Here is a 16786-nt window from a genome sequence, read left to right on the forward strand (position 1 = left end):
TGAAAGGGGCAACAATTCGGTCAGGTAGAAATGGGGTTGCCGCTGGATTGGTAGCGGCTGCCCAAACGGTATCGGCTGGCGGGGTGCAAGCACCGCACCAGGGTCACGGGCGTGCCTTGCGTCCAGGTGCGGCGCGTGAGCAACAAGCAGGGCTCGGCCGCGTCCATCTGCAGGCGCTGCGCCTGTTCGGCCGTGGGCAAGACGGCATCGACCACATGCTCGATTTCGTCAAAGGGCACGGTGCGCACCAAAAATTCAGACGGTTGCTGCACGCTGAAGTCTTGCTGCGCAAAATCAGGCACCACCTGCGGGTTGACAAAGCGGTCTTCGAGCTGGATGGGCACGCCGTCTTCCAGGTGCACGCACACCGAATGGAACACCGATTCGCCCGTGCGCACATTCAAAGCCGCTGCCACTTCGAGGGTGGCTGCCACACGTTCGACCACCAGCATTTCGCAGGCGTAGTCGTGGCCGCGTTGGCGAATCTCGCTGGCCAGGTTGACGATTTGCAGCAAAGTGGATTGCGGTTTTTTTTCGGCCACAAAACTGCCCACACCTGCCACGCGCACGATGCGCCCTTGAGCGACAAGTTCTCGCAGCGCCCGGTTGACGGTCATGCGCGAGATGCCAAACTGCGCCACCAGTTCGTGCTCAGACGGCAGGCGGTCACCTGCGCGCAGCGTGCCGTCCTGGATCTGGCGAGCAATGTGGTCTTTGATCTGCTGGAACAAGGCCACGGGTTCACCCGCCACGGGGCGTGGCGCATGAACGGCGCGATTGCGTGGGGCAAGCAGGCGGGTCATGGCAGCGTGTTCATGGTTTGCAAAAGCAGGCGATCAATGCACATCGGTGGCCATGGACTCAGCGCGGATCTCTTCGGTCAATCGCGCTTTGAGGGCCATGAACTCCGGCGAAGTCTTGATCGTGTAATGCCGAGGGTGCGGAAAATCCACCGCCAACTCGGTCTTGATGCGACCGGGCCGCGCGCTGAACACCGCCACGCGGTTGGCCATGAAGATGGCTTCATCGATGTCGTGCGTGACGAACAGCACGGTTTTTTGCGCCGACTCCCAAATACCCAAGAGCAGCTCTTGCATCAGCACCCGAGTCTGGTTGTCCAGGGCGCCAAAGGGCTCGTCGAGCAACAAAATTTTGGGGTCGTTGGCCAATGCGCGTGCAATCGCGGTGCGCTGCTGCATACCGCCCGACAGCTGCTTGGGAAAGTGCTGCTCAAAACCGCGCAAGCCGACTTTGGCAATGAAGTAATCGGCCCGCTCTTTTTGGTCGCGCTCGGGCATGCCGCGCTCGCGCAGGCCAAAGCGGATGTTTTGCTCAATGGTGAGCCACGGAAACAGCGTGTAGCTCTGAAACACCATGCCCCGGTCAGCGCCCGGGCCTTGCACCGGTTGGCCGTCCAGCAGCACCTGGCCGGTGGTGGGCTGGTCCAGCCCCGCCACGATGCGCAGCAAGGTGGATTTGCCACAGCCCGATGGCCCGAGGATGGTGACGAAATCGTTTTCGCGCACTTCAAAATCCACCGGCGTGAGCGCCTGGGTTGTTTGACCCTTGGGCGAAGTGAAGACGCGTGAGACACCTTGGATGGACAGTTGGCTGCTCACAGTGAACTCCAGGCAAACAGGCGGCGGTTGAGCGCCTTGAAGGCGAAGTCAGACACCAGGCCAATGAGGCCGATGACGATGATGCCGAAGATGATTTGGCCCGTGTTCAAGAGCGCCTGGCTGTCGGTGATCATGTGGCCAATGCCCGAAGATGAACCAATCAGCTCGGCGACGATCACATAGGTCCAGGCCCAGCCCAAGACCAAGCGCAAGATCTCGGCGATCTCAGGCGCTGCGCCGGGGATCAAGACGCGCTTGACGATGCCAGCCGGATTGGCACCCAAGGTGTAAGCGGCTTCGACCAAGTCGCGCCGCGCCGCGCCCACACACACCGCCACCATCAACACGATCTGAAACACCGAGCCGATGAAAATCACCAGCACTTTTTGCAGCTCGCCAATGCCCGCCCACAAGATCAACAAAGGAATGAAGGCCGAGGCAGGCAGGTAACGGCAAAAGGACACGAAGGGTTCGAGGAAAGCCTCGACCCCTTTGTGCGCGCCCATGGCGATGCCCAGCGGCACGGCGATCAGGGTGGCCAAAATGAAGCCCGCCAGCACACGCCAAATCGTCATGGCGATGTCGTGGCTGAAGTTGAATTCAGTGAACAAGAGCAGGGCCTCTTGCACCATGGTGACGGGACTGGCCAAAAAGGTGGGCGAGACATAGCCGCCCAGCGTGAAAAACGCCCAGACCCCAAAAAACAGAATGAAAAAAGCGATGCCCAGCAACCACCGCGACTGCGCACGCACCGGCTCCAGTGGGGCCAGTGCGCGGCGGCGTGGCCGCACCGTGTTGACAGACGGCGAAGTCGGATGTGCGGTGGTCATCGATTTACTTGATGAAGCTGGTGTTGAACATGACCGAGAAGTCGGTCGGTGCTTTGCGGATCACACCGGCTTCGAGCAAGATCGCGGCCGAGTCTTTCATGAAAGCTTGCAGTTCACCCGCAAAAAACTTCTGATTGGCCGCCTTGTCTTGCCAGCGCAGGAATGCCGATGACTTGGCAAAAGCCTCGCCCGTTTGCTTGACGGCTGCGCCCATGATCTCGTTGGACTTGGCCGGGTCGGCCTTGATCATCTCTAAAGCGTCAAAGTAAGCGTTGGCTAGGCTTTGCGCGGCCTTGGGATTGGCCTTGAGCCAGTCTGGCGAGCAACCCACGGTGTCCATGACCATGGGGTAGTCGAGCGTGGTGGCCAAGATCTTGCCCGCTTGCGGGTTGCCGCGCACGGTGGACAGATAAGGCTCGTAAGTCATGGCCGCGTCAATTTGCCCCGCCACAAATGACTGCGCCGCGGCCTGTGGCGACAAGGTGGTCAGCTTGACGTCTTTGAGGCTCATGCCGTTTTTGCTGAGCATCCAGGCCAGGCCAAAGTAAGGCGCGGTGCCCGGTGCGTCCACACCGATGGTCTTGCCCTTGAGGTCGGCAAAGTTGCTGACGTTAGCGCGCACGGCCAGACCGTCTGCACCGTAGGACTTGTCCATCTGGAAAATCTGCACGATGGGCACGCCGTTGGTGTTCCAGGCCACATGGGTTTCCACTGTGGTGGCGGCGCACTGCACCGCATTGGAGGCCAGGGCCAGGTGGCGGTCTTTCTGGGGAATCATTTTCAGCTCCACATCCAGACCATGTTTTTTGAACAGGCCCGCTTTGTCGGCCAAGGTCAGCGGGGCGAAGCCGGTCCAGCCGGACATGCCCAAAGCGAGCTTGACCTCTTGGGCCTGGGCGGGAATCGCCAATGTGGCGGCGAGGGCACCCGCCAGCATCAGCGAGGCGAATTTGACGTTGGATTTGCGCATGAAGGAACTCCTTTTGTTGATCGAGCCCACGCTGGCAATGCCGGGAATCGGCACCTGGACGCAGGCACACAGCCATCACCTACACCCCATCTTGCCTGTATAGACAGGGTGCGGCCAAAAAAATCGCTGCACGCGTCCAGGACACAACATCTCTCCTAGCAATCGCACCAGCACTGTGCATCATCATCACCAACACCCCAAAAGGCATCGGGAAATGCACCATCTTGCTGTCTATACAAATAGGTGTTAAACGTGGCCTTCTGGCTGTGCAAGGGGCGTGCCAACACAGGCCCTGGCAAGTGGCTGCCGACGGCATGGTGCCCACTTTGAGAAAACTCTCGGCAAAGGCGGCTTTGTCCGACGCGATGCGAATGTCGGGTACAGGGAAATTCAAACTTCAGCGTGTCAAATCAATCAGTGACAGGACCATTGGGTTTGCCCTAGCCCAAACAGGGCACGGTGGGCCGCATGATGTGGGCAGACCAGTTCAACCCACGCCCTTCATGACCACACCTTCTAACGCATCCACCGCCCAGCCCCCCATCTGCAGCACCATGATGCAGATGCCCTTGTCACTGAACCACTTGCTCGAACGCGCGGGCACTTTGTTTGCCAGCAACGAGATCGTCTCGCGCCTGCCCGACAAGTCACTGGTGCGGCACAGCTACGGCGCTTTTTACCAACGCACCCGCCAGCTGGCACAAGCCCTGCAAAACTTGGGGCTGCAAAAGGGTGAGCGTGTGGCCACGCTGTGCTGGAACCACCACGCGCACCTCGAGTGTTATTTCGGCATCCCGGCCGCGGGCGGCGTGATGCACACCCTCAACCTGCGCCTGTCGCCCGAAGAGATCGCCTGGATCGCCAACGATGCACAAGACAAGGTGCTGATCATCGACGACGTGTTGCTGCCGCTGTACCAGCAGTTTGCGCACCTCTACCGTTTCGAGCACGTGATCGTGTTCCCCTTCTCCGGTGCCGCCGTGCCCGCGCCCTTCACCGACTACGAGCAGCTGCTGGCGGGCACCGACACACAGGGCTTTCAATACGCCCCGCACGCCGAAGACGATGCGGTGTCCATGTGCTACACCTCGGGCACCACAGGCCGCCCCAAGGGCGTGGTGTACTCGCACCGCTCCACCATCTTGCACACGCTGGTCGGTTGCCTGGGGGACTTTTGGGGCTTGAAAGGCAGCGACGTCATATTGCCCGTCACGCCCATGTTCCATGCCAACAGCTGGGGCATCCCCTATGGCGCGGTGATGATGGGCGTGAAGCTCGTGTTTCCCGGCCCGCACCTGCACCCAGAAGATCTGCTCGACCTCATGACGGCCGAGCCCCCCACCTTGTCGCTGGGCGTGCCCACCATCTGGATGGGCCTGATCCAGGCTTATGAAGCCGCACAAACCACGCAGCCCGGCCGCTGGAAACTGCCCATGGGCATGCGCTCGCTGGTGGGCGGCGCGGCCGTGCCCGAAGCGCTGATCCGCGCCTTTGACCAGCACGGCATCTGGATTTTGCAAGGCTGGGGCATGACCGAAACCTCGCCTTTGTGCACCGTGTCTTACCCCAAGTCGGAACTGAAAGACGCGTCCATGGACGAGCGTTACAGACGCGCCGCCATGGCCGGCGTGCCCGTGCCCCTGACCGAGCTGCGCATTCGGGGCGAAGACGGCCAAGACGCCCCTTGGGATGGCCAGCATGTGGGTGAAATCCAGGTACGCGGCCCCTTCATCACCGGCAGCTACCACCAGGTGCCGGTGAGCGAAGACAAGTTCAGCGCCGACGGCTGGCTGCGCACCGGCGATGTGGCCAGCGTGGACGCCTTGGGTTTTGTGCGCATCACCGACCGCACCAAAGACCTGATCAAGTCCGGCGGCGAATGGATCAGCTCGGTCGATCTGGAAAACGCCCTCATGGCCCACCCCGATGTGGCCGAAGCGGCCGTGATCGCCATCCCCGACCCCAAGTGGAGTGAACGCCCGTTGGCCTGCATCGTGCTCAAACCGGGTAAGCAAGCGCAGCCCGAAGCCTTTGCCGCGCACTTGCTGCAGCACGGCTTTGCCAAGTGGCAGGTGCCCGACCGCTATGAGTTCATTGACGCCGTGCCCCGCACCTCGACGGGCAAGTTCTACAAGCTCAAACTGCGCGAACGCTTTCCGGCCTGACAAAGTTGAATGGCCAGCGCGGCCTGCCTTTGTTGTCATCCCGGGCGAAGACCCGGGATCCATCCCCTTTGGCCCACATGGATCCCGGATCAGTAAGCTTTACGGACATGGGGTTAAGCGTCAAGGCTCAAAACGGATTTGCGCTGATGGAGCGCCAATGACTCTGAGGGGATGGGCATGCATCACCGATTCTTGACCGCTTGGTGCGCAGGCTTGTTGTTTTGCACGCTGGCTGGGGCGCAGCCTGTCAGCCCGCGGGCAGCCACTTGACCCTGAACGTGCGCAGCGAGGGCCAAACCCGCGAAGTAGAGCTTCTCAGCACCGACCGCGCAGGGGCACTGAAACGGCCCAGCGGAATTTGAACTGGAACATGTTCGCCTGCCCCTGAGTCAGCTGGCTGCATGGCACCCAAGCTTCACACCGAGAACTTCGGCGGACGCTTTTCGATGAACGCGTTCACCGCTTCGTGGTGATCGACGGTCATGTGGGCGATGGCCTGGTAACCCGCTGACAGTTCCAGCAGCGATTCAAGCGAGCTGCGCTCGCCTTCGCGCAGCAAACGCTTGGTCATGCGCAGCACCGCGCCAGGGTTGGCCGCGATCTTGCGTGCCAAGGCCAGCGCTTCGGGCAGCAACTGCTCAGGCGCCACGACGCGTGAGACCAGACCGCAAGCCAGCGCCTGCTCGGCCGTCAAGGCTTCGCCCGTGAAAGCCATCTCGGCCGCTTTGGAGGCACCCACCGCACGCGGCAGCAACCAAGCGCCGCCGTCACCCGGCACGATGCCCACTTTGACAAAACTCTCGGCAAAGGTGGCTTTGTCCGACGCGATGCGGATGTCGCACATGCAGGTCAAGTCGAGCCCCGCGCCAATGGCCGGGCCGTTGATGGCAGCAATCACGGGCACGTCGAGGTTGTAAAGCGCCTTGGGCAGGCGCTGGATGCCGTTGCGGTACTCCTCGCGGATCACGTCGGGTTTGAGTTGCTGCGTCTGATAACGCAACATGTCCTTGACGTTGCCGCCCGAGCTGAAGACCGGGCCTTCGGCGGTGAGGATCACCGCACGGACGCTGGTGTCTTTGGCAATGTCGGCGCAGGCCTGCACAAATTCCTCGACCGCGGTGTTGCCCGTCAGGGCATTGCGGGTCTCGGGCTGGCTCATGGTGAGGATGGCGATGTGGCCCTCACGGGTGATGTTGAGAAAAGCGCTCATGAAGTTTCCTAAATAAATGGATCAAACCACCGCATCGGTGAGTGAGCGGATCAGGTCCAGGCTCAAAGGCTCGGGGCTTTCCAGCAGGGCCTGGCCCATCACGTCGTGCCAGTAAGACTCTGACCCGGCCGCCTGCCGCCAGGCGTGCAGCCTGCGGGTGTACAGCTGCAGGTCAAACTCGCGTGTGAACCCAATCGCGCCGTGGATGGAATGGCTCAGCCCCGCGACTTCGAGTGCCGCCTCGCTGGTGCGCGCCTTGGCCATCGCCACGCGCAAACGGTCGGGCACCGCCCCCTCGGTGCGCAAGCCCAGTTGGGCGGCCATGCGCGCCGCAAAAGCGTGCTCGGACATCACGCTGAGCTGGTGCTGGATCGCTTGGAATTTGCCAATCGGCTTGCCGAACTGCTGGCGATCGTTGGCGTACTGCAGCGTGCGGCTAAAGACCGTCATGAGCGCCCCAGCCAGTTGGGCGGCATACAGCGCCGCTTGCAGTGTCACCAGGTCGTGCGTGCCGGGCACCGCCTGTGCGGCGTCCCAGGCCGCTTGCGACCAGCTCATCTGCGCGTCCAGGCAAAACCCGGCCACTTGCATGTGGGCCTTGGCCACGGGCAGCAGGCGGCACACACCGCCACACGACACCAGCACCCAGTCGGCCTTGGCGACGCAGCGCACTTGGGCGCAGTGCAGTCGGCCATCTGCTTGCAGCTGGCCTGTGCCCAGGGCCACAGCGCCCTTTGGCGTCGGCACGCCCGCATGGGCCATCAGGCCACGGGCCAGCAAGGTCTCGCCCAAAGGCACGGGCACGGCAAAGCTGCCGCACAACTCCAGCACCGCGTACACATCGGCCAAAGCCAGCCCTGCGCCCCCGGCAGATTCGGGCACCAGCGCATCGACAAAGCCCGAGTCTTCGAGCTGTTGCCACAAAGGGGCGTGGGCTTGCCCCGCTTCGATGGCGCGCACCACCGCAGGTGTGCAGTGGTCAGTGAGCAGCGCCTTGACGGCGTCGGAAAAAAGATCGTCCATGGTGTTTCCCTTTCAGCGCAAGCCCAGGCCGCGCGCAATCATGCCGCGCAGGATGTCGCGTGTGCCGCCACGCAGCGAGTAGCTGGGCGCGACCTGCGTGATGTAGTTGAGCGTGTTGAGCAACTCGGCGGGCACATCGGCAGCGTCGCGCGAGAAGAGGTCGTCGGCAATCGCCGCCGGGATCAGCTGCTCCACGCCCGTGCCCAGGTCCTTGACCAGGGCCGCTTCGACCACCGGGCTTTCGCCCCGCGTGAGCTTTTCGGTGATGGCCACCGACATGGCGCGCAGCGGCGCCAGCTGGCTCAGGATCTTGCCCGCCAGGCGCTGCGCCTGCGGTGTGCGGCCTTGGGGGGTGCGCACATAGGCCAGCCACTCGTCAAACAAGGCGATGCTGGAGTACAAGCGCTCGGGGCCGCTGCGCTCGAACGCCAGCTCGGCCGTGACCTGGTCCCAGCCGCCGCCTTCGTCGCCCACCAGGGCATCCGGCCCCAGCTGCACCTTGTCAAAAAAGACTTCACAAAAATGGCTGTCGCCCGACTGGTCGACGATGGGCCGCACGGTGACGCCGGGCAAGGACAAGTCCACGATCACTTGCGACAAGCCTTTTTGGCGCTCACCCGCTTCGCCACTGGTGCGCACCAGCGCGATCATGAAGTGGCAGTTGTGGGCGTTGGTGGTCCAGATCTTCTGGCCGTTCAGCAGCCAACCCGCGTCATTGGGCACCGCACGGGTGCGCACACTGGCCAGGTCGGAGCCCGAACCGGGCTCGCTCATGCCGATGCAAAAGAACGCCTCGCCCCGGCAGATCGCGGGCAGGTAGCGCTGCTTTTGCGCTTCGGTACCGTACTTGAGCAGCAAGGGGCCGCTTTGACGGTCGGCGATCCAGTGCGAACCCACGGGCGCGCCAAAGTTCAAGAACTCCTCGACCAGCACATAGCGCGCAAACGCGCTGCGCCCAGCGCCGCCATAAGCTGGCGGGAAAGTGATGCCCAGCCAACCCCTGCGCCCGAGCTCGCGGCTGAATGCCGGGTCATAGCCCGACCAGGAGCGGGCGCGCACATGCGCGGGCACGCCGCGCATGGCCTCCAGCAAAAAGGCCCGCACCTCTTGGCGCAGGGCTTCGTCTGGCGCAGGAATGGCCGACGGGTTCAACGAATCAAGCTGGCTCATGCCAACACCCCTTTTTCAAACAAAGTTGTCATGGTCTCTTCGTCCAGCGCCAAGATATCGCCCAGCACCTCGCGGGTGTGCTGCCCCAAGAGCGGCGGCGCGTGGCGGTACTGCACGGGCGTGTCCGACAGGCGGATCGGACTGGCCACCAAGGCCACGTCGTCACGCGCGGCGTGGTCCATGTGGATCTGCATGCCACGGGCCTGGACCTGCGGGTCTTCAAACACATCGGCCAAAGTGTTGATGGGGCCGCAAGGCACGCCTGCCGATTCGAGCAAAGCCACCCACTCGCGCGTGCTGCGGGTCACGGTCAGTGCGCGCATCAACTCGATCAGGGCCACGCGGTTTTGCACGCGTGCGGCGTTGGTCACAAAGCGCGCATCACCTGCCCATTCGGGTCGCCCGGCGGTTTTGCAAAAACGGGCGAACTGCCCGTCGTTGCCCATGGCCAAAATCATGTGGCCGTCGGCCGTTGGAAAGTCTTGGTAGGGCACCGTGTTCGGGTGGGCGTTGCCCATGCGCTGGGGGGCCAAGCCGCTGTGCAGGTAGTTCATCGACTGGTTGGCGAGGCACGCCACACCCACGTCGAGCAAAGCCAAGTCGATGTGCTGACCGCGACCCGTCACCTCACGGGCTTGCAGGGCGGCCAGGATGCTGGTGCTGGCGTACAGGCCCGTCAAGATGTCGGTGAGCGCCACACCCACCTTCATGGGGCCTGCGCCCGGCGTGCCGTCGGGTTGACCCGTGATGCTCATGAGCCCGCCCATGCCCTGAATCAAAAAGTCATAGCCTGCCCGCTGGGCATAAGGGCCCGTCTGGCCAAAGCCCGTCACCGAGCAGTACACCAGCCGGGGGTGGATGGCGTGCAGCGTGTCGTAGTCCAGCCCGTACTGCTGCAGGCTGCCCACCTTGAAGTTCTCGATCAGCACATCGCATTGCAGTGCCAAGTCACGCACCAGCTGCTGGCCTTCGGCACTGCTCAAGTCGACGGCAATCGACTTCTTGTTGCGGTTGGTGCAAAGGTAATAGGCCGCGTCGCGCGTGGGTTCACCCTGTGCGTCTTTCAGGTAAGGCGGGCCCCAAGTGCGGGTGTCGTCACCTGTCTCGGGGCGCTCGACCTTGATGATCTCGGCCCCCAAGTCGCCCAAGGTTTGCGCGGCCCACGGACCCGCCAACACGCGCGACAAGTCGAGCACGCGGATGTGCGAGAGCGCGCCGCGTGGGGGGGTGTCTGCGCTGGCAGCCGTCATTGCTGCTCCACCTTGGCGCTGGCGGCAATGCGTTTCCAGAGCTTGATCTCGGCCGCCTGGAAGGTGCGCATTTCTTCGGGACCACCGTTCATCACCTCAGCACCCAAGCGCTCATAAAACTCACGGGTTTCGGGCAGGCGCTCGATGGCGGTGAGCAAACTGGCGAGCTTGTCGGTTTCGGCCTTGGGCGTCTTGACCGACACCATGGCCCCCACCCATGTGTAGGCAGTGAAGCCCGGCACACCCGCTTCGGTGGCGGTGGGCACCGCAGGCAGTGTGGGCGAGCGCTGCTCTGACGCAAAAGCCAGTGCGCGCAGCTTGCCCGCCTTGACCATCTCTTGCGCGCTCGTCATCTCAGCAAAGGCAAACTGCACCGTGCCTGCGGTCACCGCAGACACCACTTCGCTGGCCCCCTTGAACGGCACATGCATCGCCTGGATGCGGGTGGCATCGTTGAAGGCCTCGGCCATCAACTGGTAACCGGCAGAGCCCGCACCGTAATTAAACTGCCCGGGTTTGGCCTTGGCGGCCGCCACCAGTTCGGCCACGGTCTTGTACTCGGACTGGGCCGGCACGATGAGCAACGACGCGGCGCGCATCATCATGGTCAGCGGCGCGAAGTCGGCCACCGGGTCATAGGGCAAAGACTTGAACAGCGCGGCATTGACCGCCAGCGTGGAGTTGCTGCCCACAAAGACGGTGTAGCCGTCCGCTGGGGCGCTTTGCACTGCACGCACGGCGATGAAGCCGTTGGCACCGGGCTTGTTGTCCACCACCACGGTCTGGCCCGTCATCTCGGTCAGCTTTTTCGCGAAGTAACGCGCCGAGGTGTCGGTGCCGCTGCCCGGCGGGAACGGCACCACAAAGCGCAAAGGCTTGGAGGGGAAAGCCGCCGCTTGTGATGCAGGTGCAGTGGTCTGGGCGTGCACCGTCGTTGCGCCCAGGGTTGCGGCCAGCAGGGCGGCTGTCATGAGTGCGTGGGTGACTTGTCGGCGTGGGGTCATGGTGGGTCTCCTGATGCTGGGCATCGTGGTTTGTTATTCGAGCGTCACGCCCGTGGCCTTGACGACCGCAGCCCAGCGGGCCAGCTCTTTCTTCACGTAGGCACCGTATTCCTCAGGGGTCGAGCCCAGCGGTTCGGCGCCTTGCAGGGCCAGTTTTTCCTTGACCTCGGTGCTTTGCAGGGCCTTGTTGATTTCGGCATTCAGCCGCTGCACCACCGCCTTGGGTGTGTTGGCGGGCACCATGATGCCCTGCCATGCGCCCGCCTCAAAGCCGGGCATCACGGTCTCGGCCAGCGTGGGCACTTCGGGGAAGAGCGACATGCGCTGGCTGGTGGTGACCGCCAGCAGTTTCAGGCGCTTTTCTTTCACAAACGGCATCACCGAGTTGATGGTGTCGGTCATGAACTGGATCTGCCCTGCGACCAGGTCCACGTCGGCCGGGGCGCTGCCACGGTAAGGCACATGCGTGGCGTCGATGTCGTGGTGCCGCACCAGCTGAAAAGCGGCCAAGTGCGTCACGTTGCCGTTGCCTGCCGAGCCATAGGACAGCTTGCCGGGGTTGGCTTTGGCGTAGGCGATGAACTCGCGCACGTTGTTGGCCGGCACGGCAGGGTTGACCACCAAGGCCAGGGGCACCACGGCCGTGAGCGCCACGGGCGCAAGGTCCCGCTGCACGTCATAGGCCAGGCTCTTGTAGAGCGCTGGGCTCAAGGTGATGGACGAGGTGTTGTAGAGCACGGTGTAACCATCGGCAGCGGCCTTGGCTGCGGCCACCGCTGCAATGTTGCCGTTGGCACCGGGCTTGTTGTCGATCACGATGGACTGGCCCATCTGCTCCGACATTTTCTTGGCCAGCACACGCGCCACCAGATCGGTGGGGCCGCCCGGCGGAAAGGGCACGAGCAGGGTGATGGGTTTGCTCGGGTAAGCCTGCGCCCAGGCGGCCACTGGCAAGCAAGCCGCAGCAGTCAGGCCCAACAAAGTTCTGCGCAAAGTGCTGGTGATGTTCATGGTCATGTCTCCTTGTAGGGTTCGGATGTTTTCGAGGCGCTCAATCGGCCTTGCGCCCAGCCAGCAAACGGGTGGCGGTGTAGGTCATGACGGGCGTGCCGTGCTGGTTGAACACGTCGATGCGCGACGTGACCACGGCGCGGCCGCTGCGTGAGGTAGGACGGATGTCGGTCACCTCGATCACGGCCTCGATGGTGTCGCCCACCACCACAGGTGCCAAAATTTTCTGGTGCAGCTCCAGCATGGCCAGGCCCGTGCCCTGGATCATGGTCTGCAAGATGAAGCCTTCGATCAGGGTGTAGGTGAGTGCGCCAGGCACAGGTCGCCCGGCCATCGCGCCGCCTTCGTAGCCTTCTTCGATGAAGATGGCTTCGAGCATGCCCGTGACCGAAATGAAGTTGACCAGATCGGTCTCGGTGATGGTGCGCCGGAAGGTGCGCATGCGCTGACCAACCGTGAGGTCTTGCCAGACAAAGCCGCGCCCCAGCTGAGGCAAATTGCGGTCCACCGCCGCTGTCGAAAACGCTGCGCTGCTCATGGGGGTGAAACTCCGGAATCGTTGGAATGGGGGGGGGCCACGGCCGCGCCGCTGCCCAGCATGGCGTCGATCTGCGCAGCAGACAAGCCCGCAGCGGACAGCAGGTCGCGCGTGTGTTCGCCCAGGCGCGGCGGCAGCGCCACGGGCGGGCGCTGGCCGTTGAAGCGCACGGGCACCCCCGGAAAGCGCACCTCGCCCATGGCGGGGTCTTGCACCGACTCGAAAAACCCGGTGGCCAACAAATGCGGGTCCTGCGGTAAATCATCGAGACGCCCCACGGGCGCTGCCGGGATTTCGAGCCGCTCACAAGTGGCAATCCAGTAGGCAGTGTCGTGCTTCTGCACAAAACCGGACGTGAGTTCAAGCAACTCGGCAATGTGCTTGGTGCGCTGCGCGATGTCGGCAAAGCGCGGGTCCGCGGCCAGGTCGGGGCGGCCCACCTCGGCAAAGAAACGCTGCCAGTGGGTGGTGGTGTAGGGCATCATGGCCACATGGCCATCGGCCGTGCGGTAAGGCTTGCGCCAAGGCGCCAGCACACGCGGGTAACCCGCGCCCGACAGCGGCGGCACAAAGTGCTGACCGTAAAAGTGCTCCACCAGATTGAAGCCCACCATGGACTCGAACATCGGAATCTCGACCAACGCCCCCTCGCCCGTGCGCTCGCGCTGCATCAGGGCGGCCAAGATGGCGTGCGCGGCCACATGGCCGCAGGTCTTGTCGGCGGCGATGGTGGGCAGGTAGCGCGCCTCGCCCGTCTGCCGCTCCATCAGGTCGGCCAGACCCGACATGCCCTGGATCACATCGTCGTAAGCGGGTCGGCCCGCATAAGGCCCCGGCAAAAAACCCAACAAGCTGGCGTACACCAGCCGGGGATGGCGTTGGCGCAGCGTGTCCGGGTCGATGCCCAGCGCCGCGAGTTTTTGGGGCCGCATGCTGTGCATGAACACGTCGGCCGAATCGACCAAGGCCTGCAGCGCCTGCTGGGCGGCGGCCTGCTTGAGGTCGAGCACCAGGCTCTTTTTGCTGCGGTTGGCGCCCATGAACATGGCGGCCATGCCCGGCTCCAAGCCCGGGCCCGTGTGGCGGGTCGAATCGCCCTCGGGCGGCTCGACCTTGATGACTTCGGCACCATAGTCGGCCAGCACCTGGCTGGCCAAGGGGCCAAAGATCACGCTCGACAGGTCCAGGACCCGAATTCCTTGAAGTGGCTGCATACCTGAGAAGAAGGGGTGTATTGCAGCCCATTATTTCTGCCGCAGGTGTTTTCGTCTAATATTTGTTTTCACCTCTGTGATAGCTATTGGATATCAATGGACACCCGCCAACTGCGCCACTTTGTGGCCCTTGCCGAAACCCTGAACTACCACCGCGCGGCCGAGCGGCTGCACATCTCGCAGCCGCCGCTGTCGGCTTCGATCCGTAAACTCGAAGAAGAGCTGGGCGTGCGTTTGTTTGAACGCACGCGGCGCGGCACCCACCTCACGCCGGCGGGCGAGGCGGCGCTGGCCGATGCCCGCCGCGCGCTGTTTCACACCGAGCAGTTCGGCCGCACGGCCGCCGCCACAGCGCGGGGCGAAGCGGGCACGCTGCGCATCGGCTTCATCGGTTCGGCCACCTATTCGCTCATGCCCCGGCTGATGCCGCTGTTTCGCGCACGCTACCCCGACGTCGAGTTGGTGCTGAGCGAATCCACCACGCAACGGCTGATCGAGCAGGTGGAGCAGGGCGATCTGGACGCGGGGCTGCTGCGCTTTCCGATGGTGCAAGCCACCCAGGCCCGCATGACGCCCATCGAGCGCGATGTGTTTGTGGCCGCACTGCCCGAAGGCCACCCGCTGCTGGCCAAGCCCAAGCTCAAGCTGTCGGACCTCGCCAGCGAAGCGTTTGTCATGTACAGCGCCCAGGCGGTGCCAGGCCTGCACGCGATGGCCTTGCTCGCTTGCCAGCAAGCGGGCTTTGTGCCGCAGGTGCAGCAAGAAGCCGTGCAGGTGCAAACCGTGGTCAGCCTGGTCGAGAGCGGGCTGGGCGTGGCCCTGGTGCCCTCGGTGGCCACACGCCACGCCATGCCGGGCGTGGTGTTCCGCAAGGTGCACGGGCCAGGCGCAGCCACCGAAATTGGCATTGCCCTGCTGTGGCGCCCCGACACCGAAACACCTGCGGCACGCAGGTTCCGGGAGACACTGATGAGCTTGGAAAACCCTCGTATCCAGTTCGCGACAGGCTGAACAAAGCAAGTGCTTATAGTGAAAAAAGGCAGCGGGCATGGCCCCCGCACGCCATCACCACACACGCAAGGCTTTTGACAGATGCACGACTTGATCATCCGCAACGCGCAGGTTCATGACGGCTGCGGCAGTCCGCCGCAACAGGTCGATGTCGCGGTCTCACAAGGACGCATCACCCACATGGGCCAGGTGGATGGCCCTGCCCGCGAAACCATCGATGCCCAAGGCCTGGCGCTGATGCCGGGCATCGTGGACTTGCACACGCACTACGACGCCCAGGTCACTTGGGACCGCACCATGTCGCCCTCGCCTGCTTTGGGCGTGACCACGGCCGTCATTGGCAATTGCGGCTTTGGCATTGCGCCTTGCCCCGCGCCGTTGCGCGAGACCATGCTGAAAAACCTGTCGGTCGTCGAAGGCATGGACTTGCAAGCCCTGCTCAGCGGCGTGAACTGGGACTTTGAATCGTTTGGCGAATACATGGACCAGCTGCGCCGAACCGGGCCTTACCTGAACACCGCGGTGTTTGCAGGCCACTCGGTGATCCGCACCGCCGTGATGGGCGAGAGCGGCTCCGCACAGGCCGAGCCCAGCGCCGAACAACTGCAGAGCATGCAAGCCTTGGTGCGTGACGCCATGGACCATGGTGCGATTGGCTTTGCGTCGTCGTTCTCGCCCAACCACAGTGGCTACGGTGGCATCCCCATGCCGTCCACCATTGCGTCAGAAAACGAGCTGCGCGCTTTGGCGGGGGTGCTGGGCGAAAAGAACAAAGGCGTCTTCATGATGGCCACGGGCACCCGCGCCAGCCCGGATGTGATGGAATCCATCGTGCAGGACACGGGACGGCCCGGCTACATCTCCACGGTGCTGACCATGTACAACGAAGGCACCCCGGAGCTGGGCGCCACCTACTACGATCGCTGCGCCCAAGCCCTGGCCCGTGGCCACGAGCTGTATGTGCTGACCAGCTGCCAGCCGCTGTCGTTTGACTTCACTTTGACCGACCCGTATGTGCTGTTGAGCCACTCGGCTTTTGATGCGGTCAAAACCGCCAGCGTCGACGCCTTGCCCGCGCTGTACCGCTCGCCCGAATTCCGCGAAGCGTTTCGCCAGAACTTGCGCCAGCCCAAGGCGGGCATTTTGTTTCTGGGCAATTGGCGGCACATCGAAGTCGGTCAAACCGTGCACGCGCAAAACCAGGCACTCGAAGGCGTCAGCATCCAGGCGCTGGCCGACCAGCGCGGGCTGGACCCCGTGGATGTGTTCTTTGACCTGGCCTTGTCGGAAGACTTGGGCACCCATTTCGTGGGCAAGTTTTTCAACAACGACGACGATGGCGTGGCCCCCTCGCTCAAACACCCGGCGGGCGTCATCACGTTGTCGGACGCGGGCGCGCACCTGACCTACATGTGCGATGCGGGCTTTGGCCTGTACTTTTTGGCGCACTGGGTGCGCGACACAGGGCACTTCACCTTGGCCGAAGGCATTCGCCGCCTGACCAGTGAACCGGCTGACCGCTTTCGCATTCCCGAGCGTGGCCGCTTGCAGGTGGGCCGGCCCGCCGACTTGCTGCTGTTTGACCCGGCCACCGTGGGCATCTCCAAACCCTTGCCGCGCAAGGACTTGCCCGCAGGCGGCACGCGCATGGTGCGCGAGGCCACAGGCGTGCATGGCGTGTGGGTCAATGGCGTGAAAGTGCACGACGGCAAAGACTACGTGGACCACCCCCACGGGCCTGGCCAAGTGCTCGACCAATTCAATACCTGAG

At 63.4% G+C, this 16786-nt stretch carries 15 protein-coding genes; 3 read left to right on the top strand and 12 right to left on the bottom strand.

Annotated features, from left to right (window positions below):
• Positions 1-20: 20 nt before the first annotated feature.
• Genes hutC through B9Z52_RS04520 form a run of 4 tightly spaced genes read right to left on the bottom strand, consistent with a single transcriptional unit; the run spans position 21 to position 3419 of the window.
• Positions 21-803, bottom strand: coding sequence for a histidine utilization repressor (gene hutC / locus B9Z52_RS04505; protein WP_108412638.1), 783 nt, complete (start codon positions 801-803; stop codon positions 21-23).
• A 33-nt stretch (positions 804-836) separates the two neighbouring features.
• The gene (locus B9Z52_RS04510; RefSeq protein ID WP_199222033.1) at positions 837-1619 is read right to left on the bottom strand and encodes an ABC transporter ATP-binding protein; all 783 of its coding nucleotides are present in this window, start codon (positions 1617-1619) and stop codon (positions 837-839) included.
• The gene (locus tag B9Z52_RS04515) at positions 1616-2449 is read right to left on the bottom strand and encodes an ABC transporter permease (RefSeq protein WP_108412640.1); all 834 of its coding nucleotides are present in this window, start codon (positions 2447-2449) and stop codon (positions 1616-1618) included. Before B9Z52_RS04515 ends, B9Z52_RS04510 begins: the two co-directional genes overlap by 4 nt.
• Before the next feature lie 4 nt (positions 2450-2453).
• Entirely contained in the window at positions 2454-3419 is a 966-nt protein-coding gene (locus B9Z52_RS04520; RefSeq protein ID WP_108412641.1) for an ABC transporter substrate-binding protein, read from the bottom strand.
• Positions 3420-3922: 503 nt separating this feature from the next.
• Between B9Z52_RS04520 and B9Z52_RS04525 the strand changes: the two genes are divergently transcribed.
• Positions 3923-5584 carry a long-chain fatty acid--CoA ligase gene (locus B9Z52_RS04525; RefSeq protein WP_108412642.1) on the top strand — a complete coding sequence of 554 codons (1662 nt, stop codon included), beginning with the start codon at positions 3923-3925 and terminating at the stop codon, positions 5582-5584.
• Between the two features lie 415 nt (positions 5585-5999).
• Here the strand turns inward: B9Z52_RS04525 and B9Z52_RS04530 are convergent, their stop codons facing one another.
• From B9Z52_RS04530 to B9Z52_RS04565, 8 genes are read right to left on the bottom strand one after another with little or no spacing between them, the layout of a single operon-like run.
• The gene (locus B9Z52_RS04530) at positions 6000-6794 is read right to left on the bottom strand and encodes a crotonase/enoyl-CoA hydratase family protein (RefSeq protein ID WP_108412643.1); all 795 of its coding nucleotides are present in this window, start codon (positions 6792-6794) and stop codon (positions 6000-6002) included.
• A 21-nt stretch (positions 6795-6815) separates the two neighbouring features.
• Positions 6816-7817 (bottom strand): acyl-CoA dehydrogenase family protein, encoded by a 1002-nt coding sequence (locus tag B9Z52_RS04535; protein WP_108412644.1) that lies wholly within the window; start codon positions 7815-7817, stop codon positions 6816-6818.
• A 12-nt stretch (positions 7818-7829) separates the two neighbouring features.
• Complete coding sequence (locus B9Z52_RS04540; RefSeq protein WP_108412645.1) at positions 7830-8987, bottom strand: acyl-CoA dehydrogenase family protein; 1158 nt, start codon at positions 8985-8987, stop codon at positions 7830-7832.
• On the bottom strand, positions 8984-10237 hold the full coding sequence (locus B9Z52_RS04545; RefSeq protein ID WP_108412646.1) for a CaiB/BaiF CoA-transferase family protein: 1254 nt from the start codon (positions 10235-10237) through the stop codon (positions 8984-8986). Before B9Z52_RS04545 ends, B9Z52_RS04540 begins: the two co-directional genes overlap by 4 nt.
• A complete protein-coding gene (locus B9Z52_RS04550; RefSeq protein ID WP_108412647.1) occupies positions 10234-11241 on the bottom strand; it encodes a tripartite tricarboxylate transporter substrate binding protein in 1008 nt (335 codons plus the stop codon). The genes B9Z52_RS04545 and B9Z52_RS04550 overlap by 4 nt, the downstream gene beginning before the upstream one ends.
• Before the next feature lie 33 nt (positions 11242-11274).
• Positions 11275-12252: a tripartite tricarboxylate transporter substrate binding protein gene (locus B9Z52_RS04555; RefSeq protein ID WP_108412708.1), complete on the bottom strand. Its 978-nt coding sequence runs from the start codon at positions 12250-12252 to the stop codon at positions 11275-11277.
• Positions 12253-12292: 40 nt separating this feature from the next.
• On the bottom strand, positions 12293-12790 hold the full coding sequence (locus tag B9Z52_RS04560; protein ID WP_108412648.1) for a MaoC family dehydratase: 498 nt from the start codon (positions 12788-12790) through the stop codon (positions 12293-12295).
• A complete protein-coding gene (locus B9Z52_RS04565; protein WP_108412649.1) occupies positions 12787-14004 on the bottom strand; it encodes a CaiB/BaiF CoA-transferase family protein in 1218 nt (405 codons plus the stop codon). Before B9Z52_RS04565 ends, B9Z52_RS04560 begins: the two co-directional genes overlap by 4 nt.
• A 96-nt stretch (positions 14005-14100) precedes the next feature.
• Here B9Z52_RS04565 and B9Z52_RS04570 point away from each other — a divergent pair, with 96 nt between their 5' ends.
• Entirely contained in the window at positions 14101-15015 is a 915-nt protein-coding gene (locus B9Z52_RS04570; RefSeq protein ID WP_108412650.1) for a LysR family transcriptional regulator, read from the top strand.
• An 81-nt stretch (positions 15016-15096) separates the two neighbouring features.
• Positions 15097-16785, top strand: a complete 1689-nt coding sequence (locus tag B9Z52_RS04575) for an amidohydrolase family protein (protein WP_108412651.1) — start codon at positions 15097-15099, stop codon at positions 16783-16785.
• Position 16786 lies beyond the last annotated feature (1 nt).

This window comes from Limnohabitans sp. Jir72, from assembly GCF_003063575.1.
Lineage (GTDB): Bacteria > Pseudomonadota > Gammaproteobacteria > Burkholderiales > Burkholderiaceae_C > Limnohabitans_A.

What these genes read in the sequence shown, in the direction of transcription:
- hutC (WP_108412638.1), bottom strand. Translation starts at nt 803, where the DNA reads ATGACCCGCCTGCTTGCCCCACGCAATCGCGCCGTTCATGCGCCACGC.
- B9Z52_RS04515 (WP_108412640.1), bottom strand. Translation starts at nt 2,449, where the DNA reads ATGACCACCGCACATCCGACTTCGCCGTCTGTCAACACGGTGCGGCCA.
- B9Z52_RS04520 (WP_108412641.1), bottom strand. Translation starts at nt 3,419, where the DNA reads ATGCGCAAATCCAACGTCAAATTCGCCTCGCTGATGCTGGCGGGTGCC.
- B9Z52_RS04525 (WP_108412642.1), top strand. Translation starts at nt 3,923, where the DNA reads ATGACCACACCTTCTAACGCATCCACCGCCCAGCCCCCCATCTGCAGC.
- B9Z52_RS04530 (WP_108412643.1), bottom strand. Translation starts at nt 6,794, where the DNA reads ATGAGCGCTTTTCTCAACATCACCCGTGAGGGCCACATCGCCATCCTC.
- B9Z52_RS04535 (WP_108412644.1), bottom strand. Translation starts at nt 7,817, where the DNA reads ATGGACGATCTTTTTTCCGACGCCGTCAAGGCGCTGCTCACTGACCAC.
- B9Z52_RS04540 (WP_108412645.1), bottom strand. Translation starts at nt 8,987, where the DNA reads ATGAGCCAGCTTGATTCGTTGAACCCGTCGGCCATTCCTGCGCCAGAC.
- B9Z52_RS04545 (WP_108412646.1), bottom strand. Translation starts at nt 10,237, where the DNA reads ATGACGGCTGCCAGCGCAGACACCCCCCCACGCGGCGCGCTCTCGCAC.
- B9Z52_RS04550 (WP_108412647.1), bottom strand. Translation starts at nt 11,241, where the DNA reads ATGACCCCACGCCGACAAGTCACCCACGCACTCATGACAGCCGCCCTG.
- B9Z52_RS04555 (WP_108412708.1), bottom strand. Translation starts at nt 12,252, where the DNA reads ATGAACATCACCAGCACTTTGCGCAGAACTTTGTTGGGCCTGACTGCT.
- B9Z52_RS04560 (WP_108412648.1), bottom strand. Translation starts at nt 12,790, where the DNA reads ATGAGCAGCGCAGCGTTTTCGACAGCGGCGGTGGACCGCAATTTGCCT.
- B9Z52_RS04565 (WP_108412649.1), bottom strand. Translation starts at nt 14,004, where the DNA reads ATGCAGCCACTTCAAGGAATTCGGGTCCTGGACCTGTCGAGCGTGATC.
- B9Z52_RS04570 (WP_108412650.1), top strand. Translation starts at nt 14,101, where the DNA reads ATGGACACCCGCCAACTGCGCCACTTTGTGGCCCTTGCCGAAACCCTG.
- B9Z52_RS04575 (WP_108412651.1), top strand. Translation starts at nt 15,097, where the DNA reads ATGCACGACTTGATCATCCGCAACGCGCAGGTTCATGACGGCTGCGGC.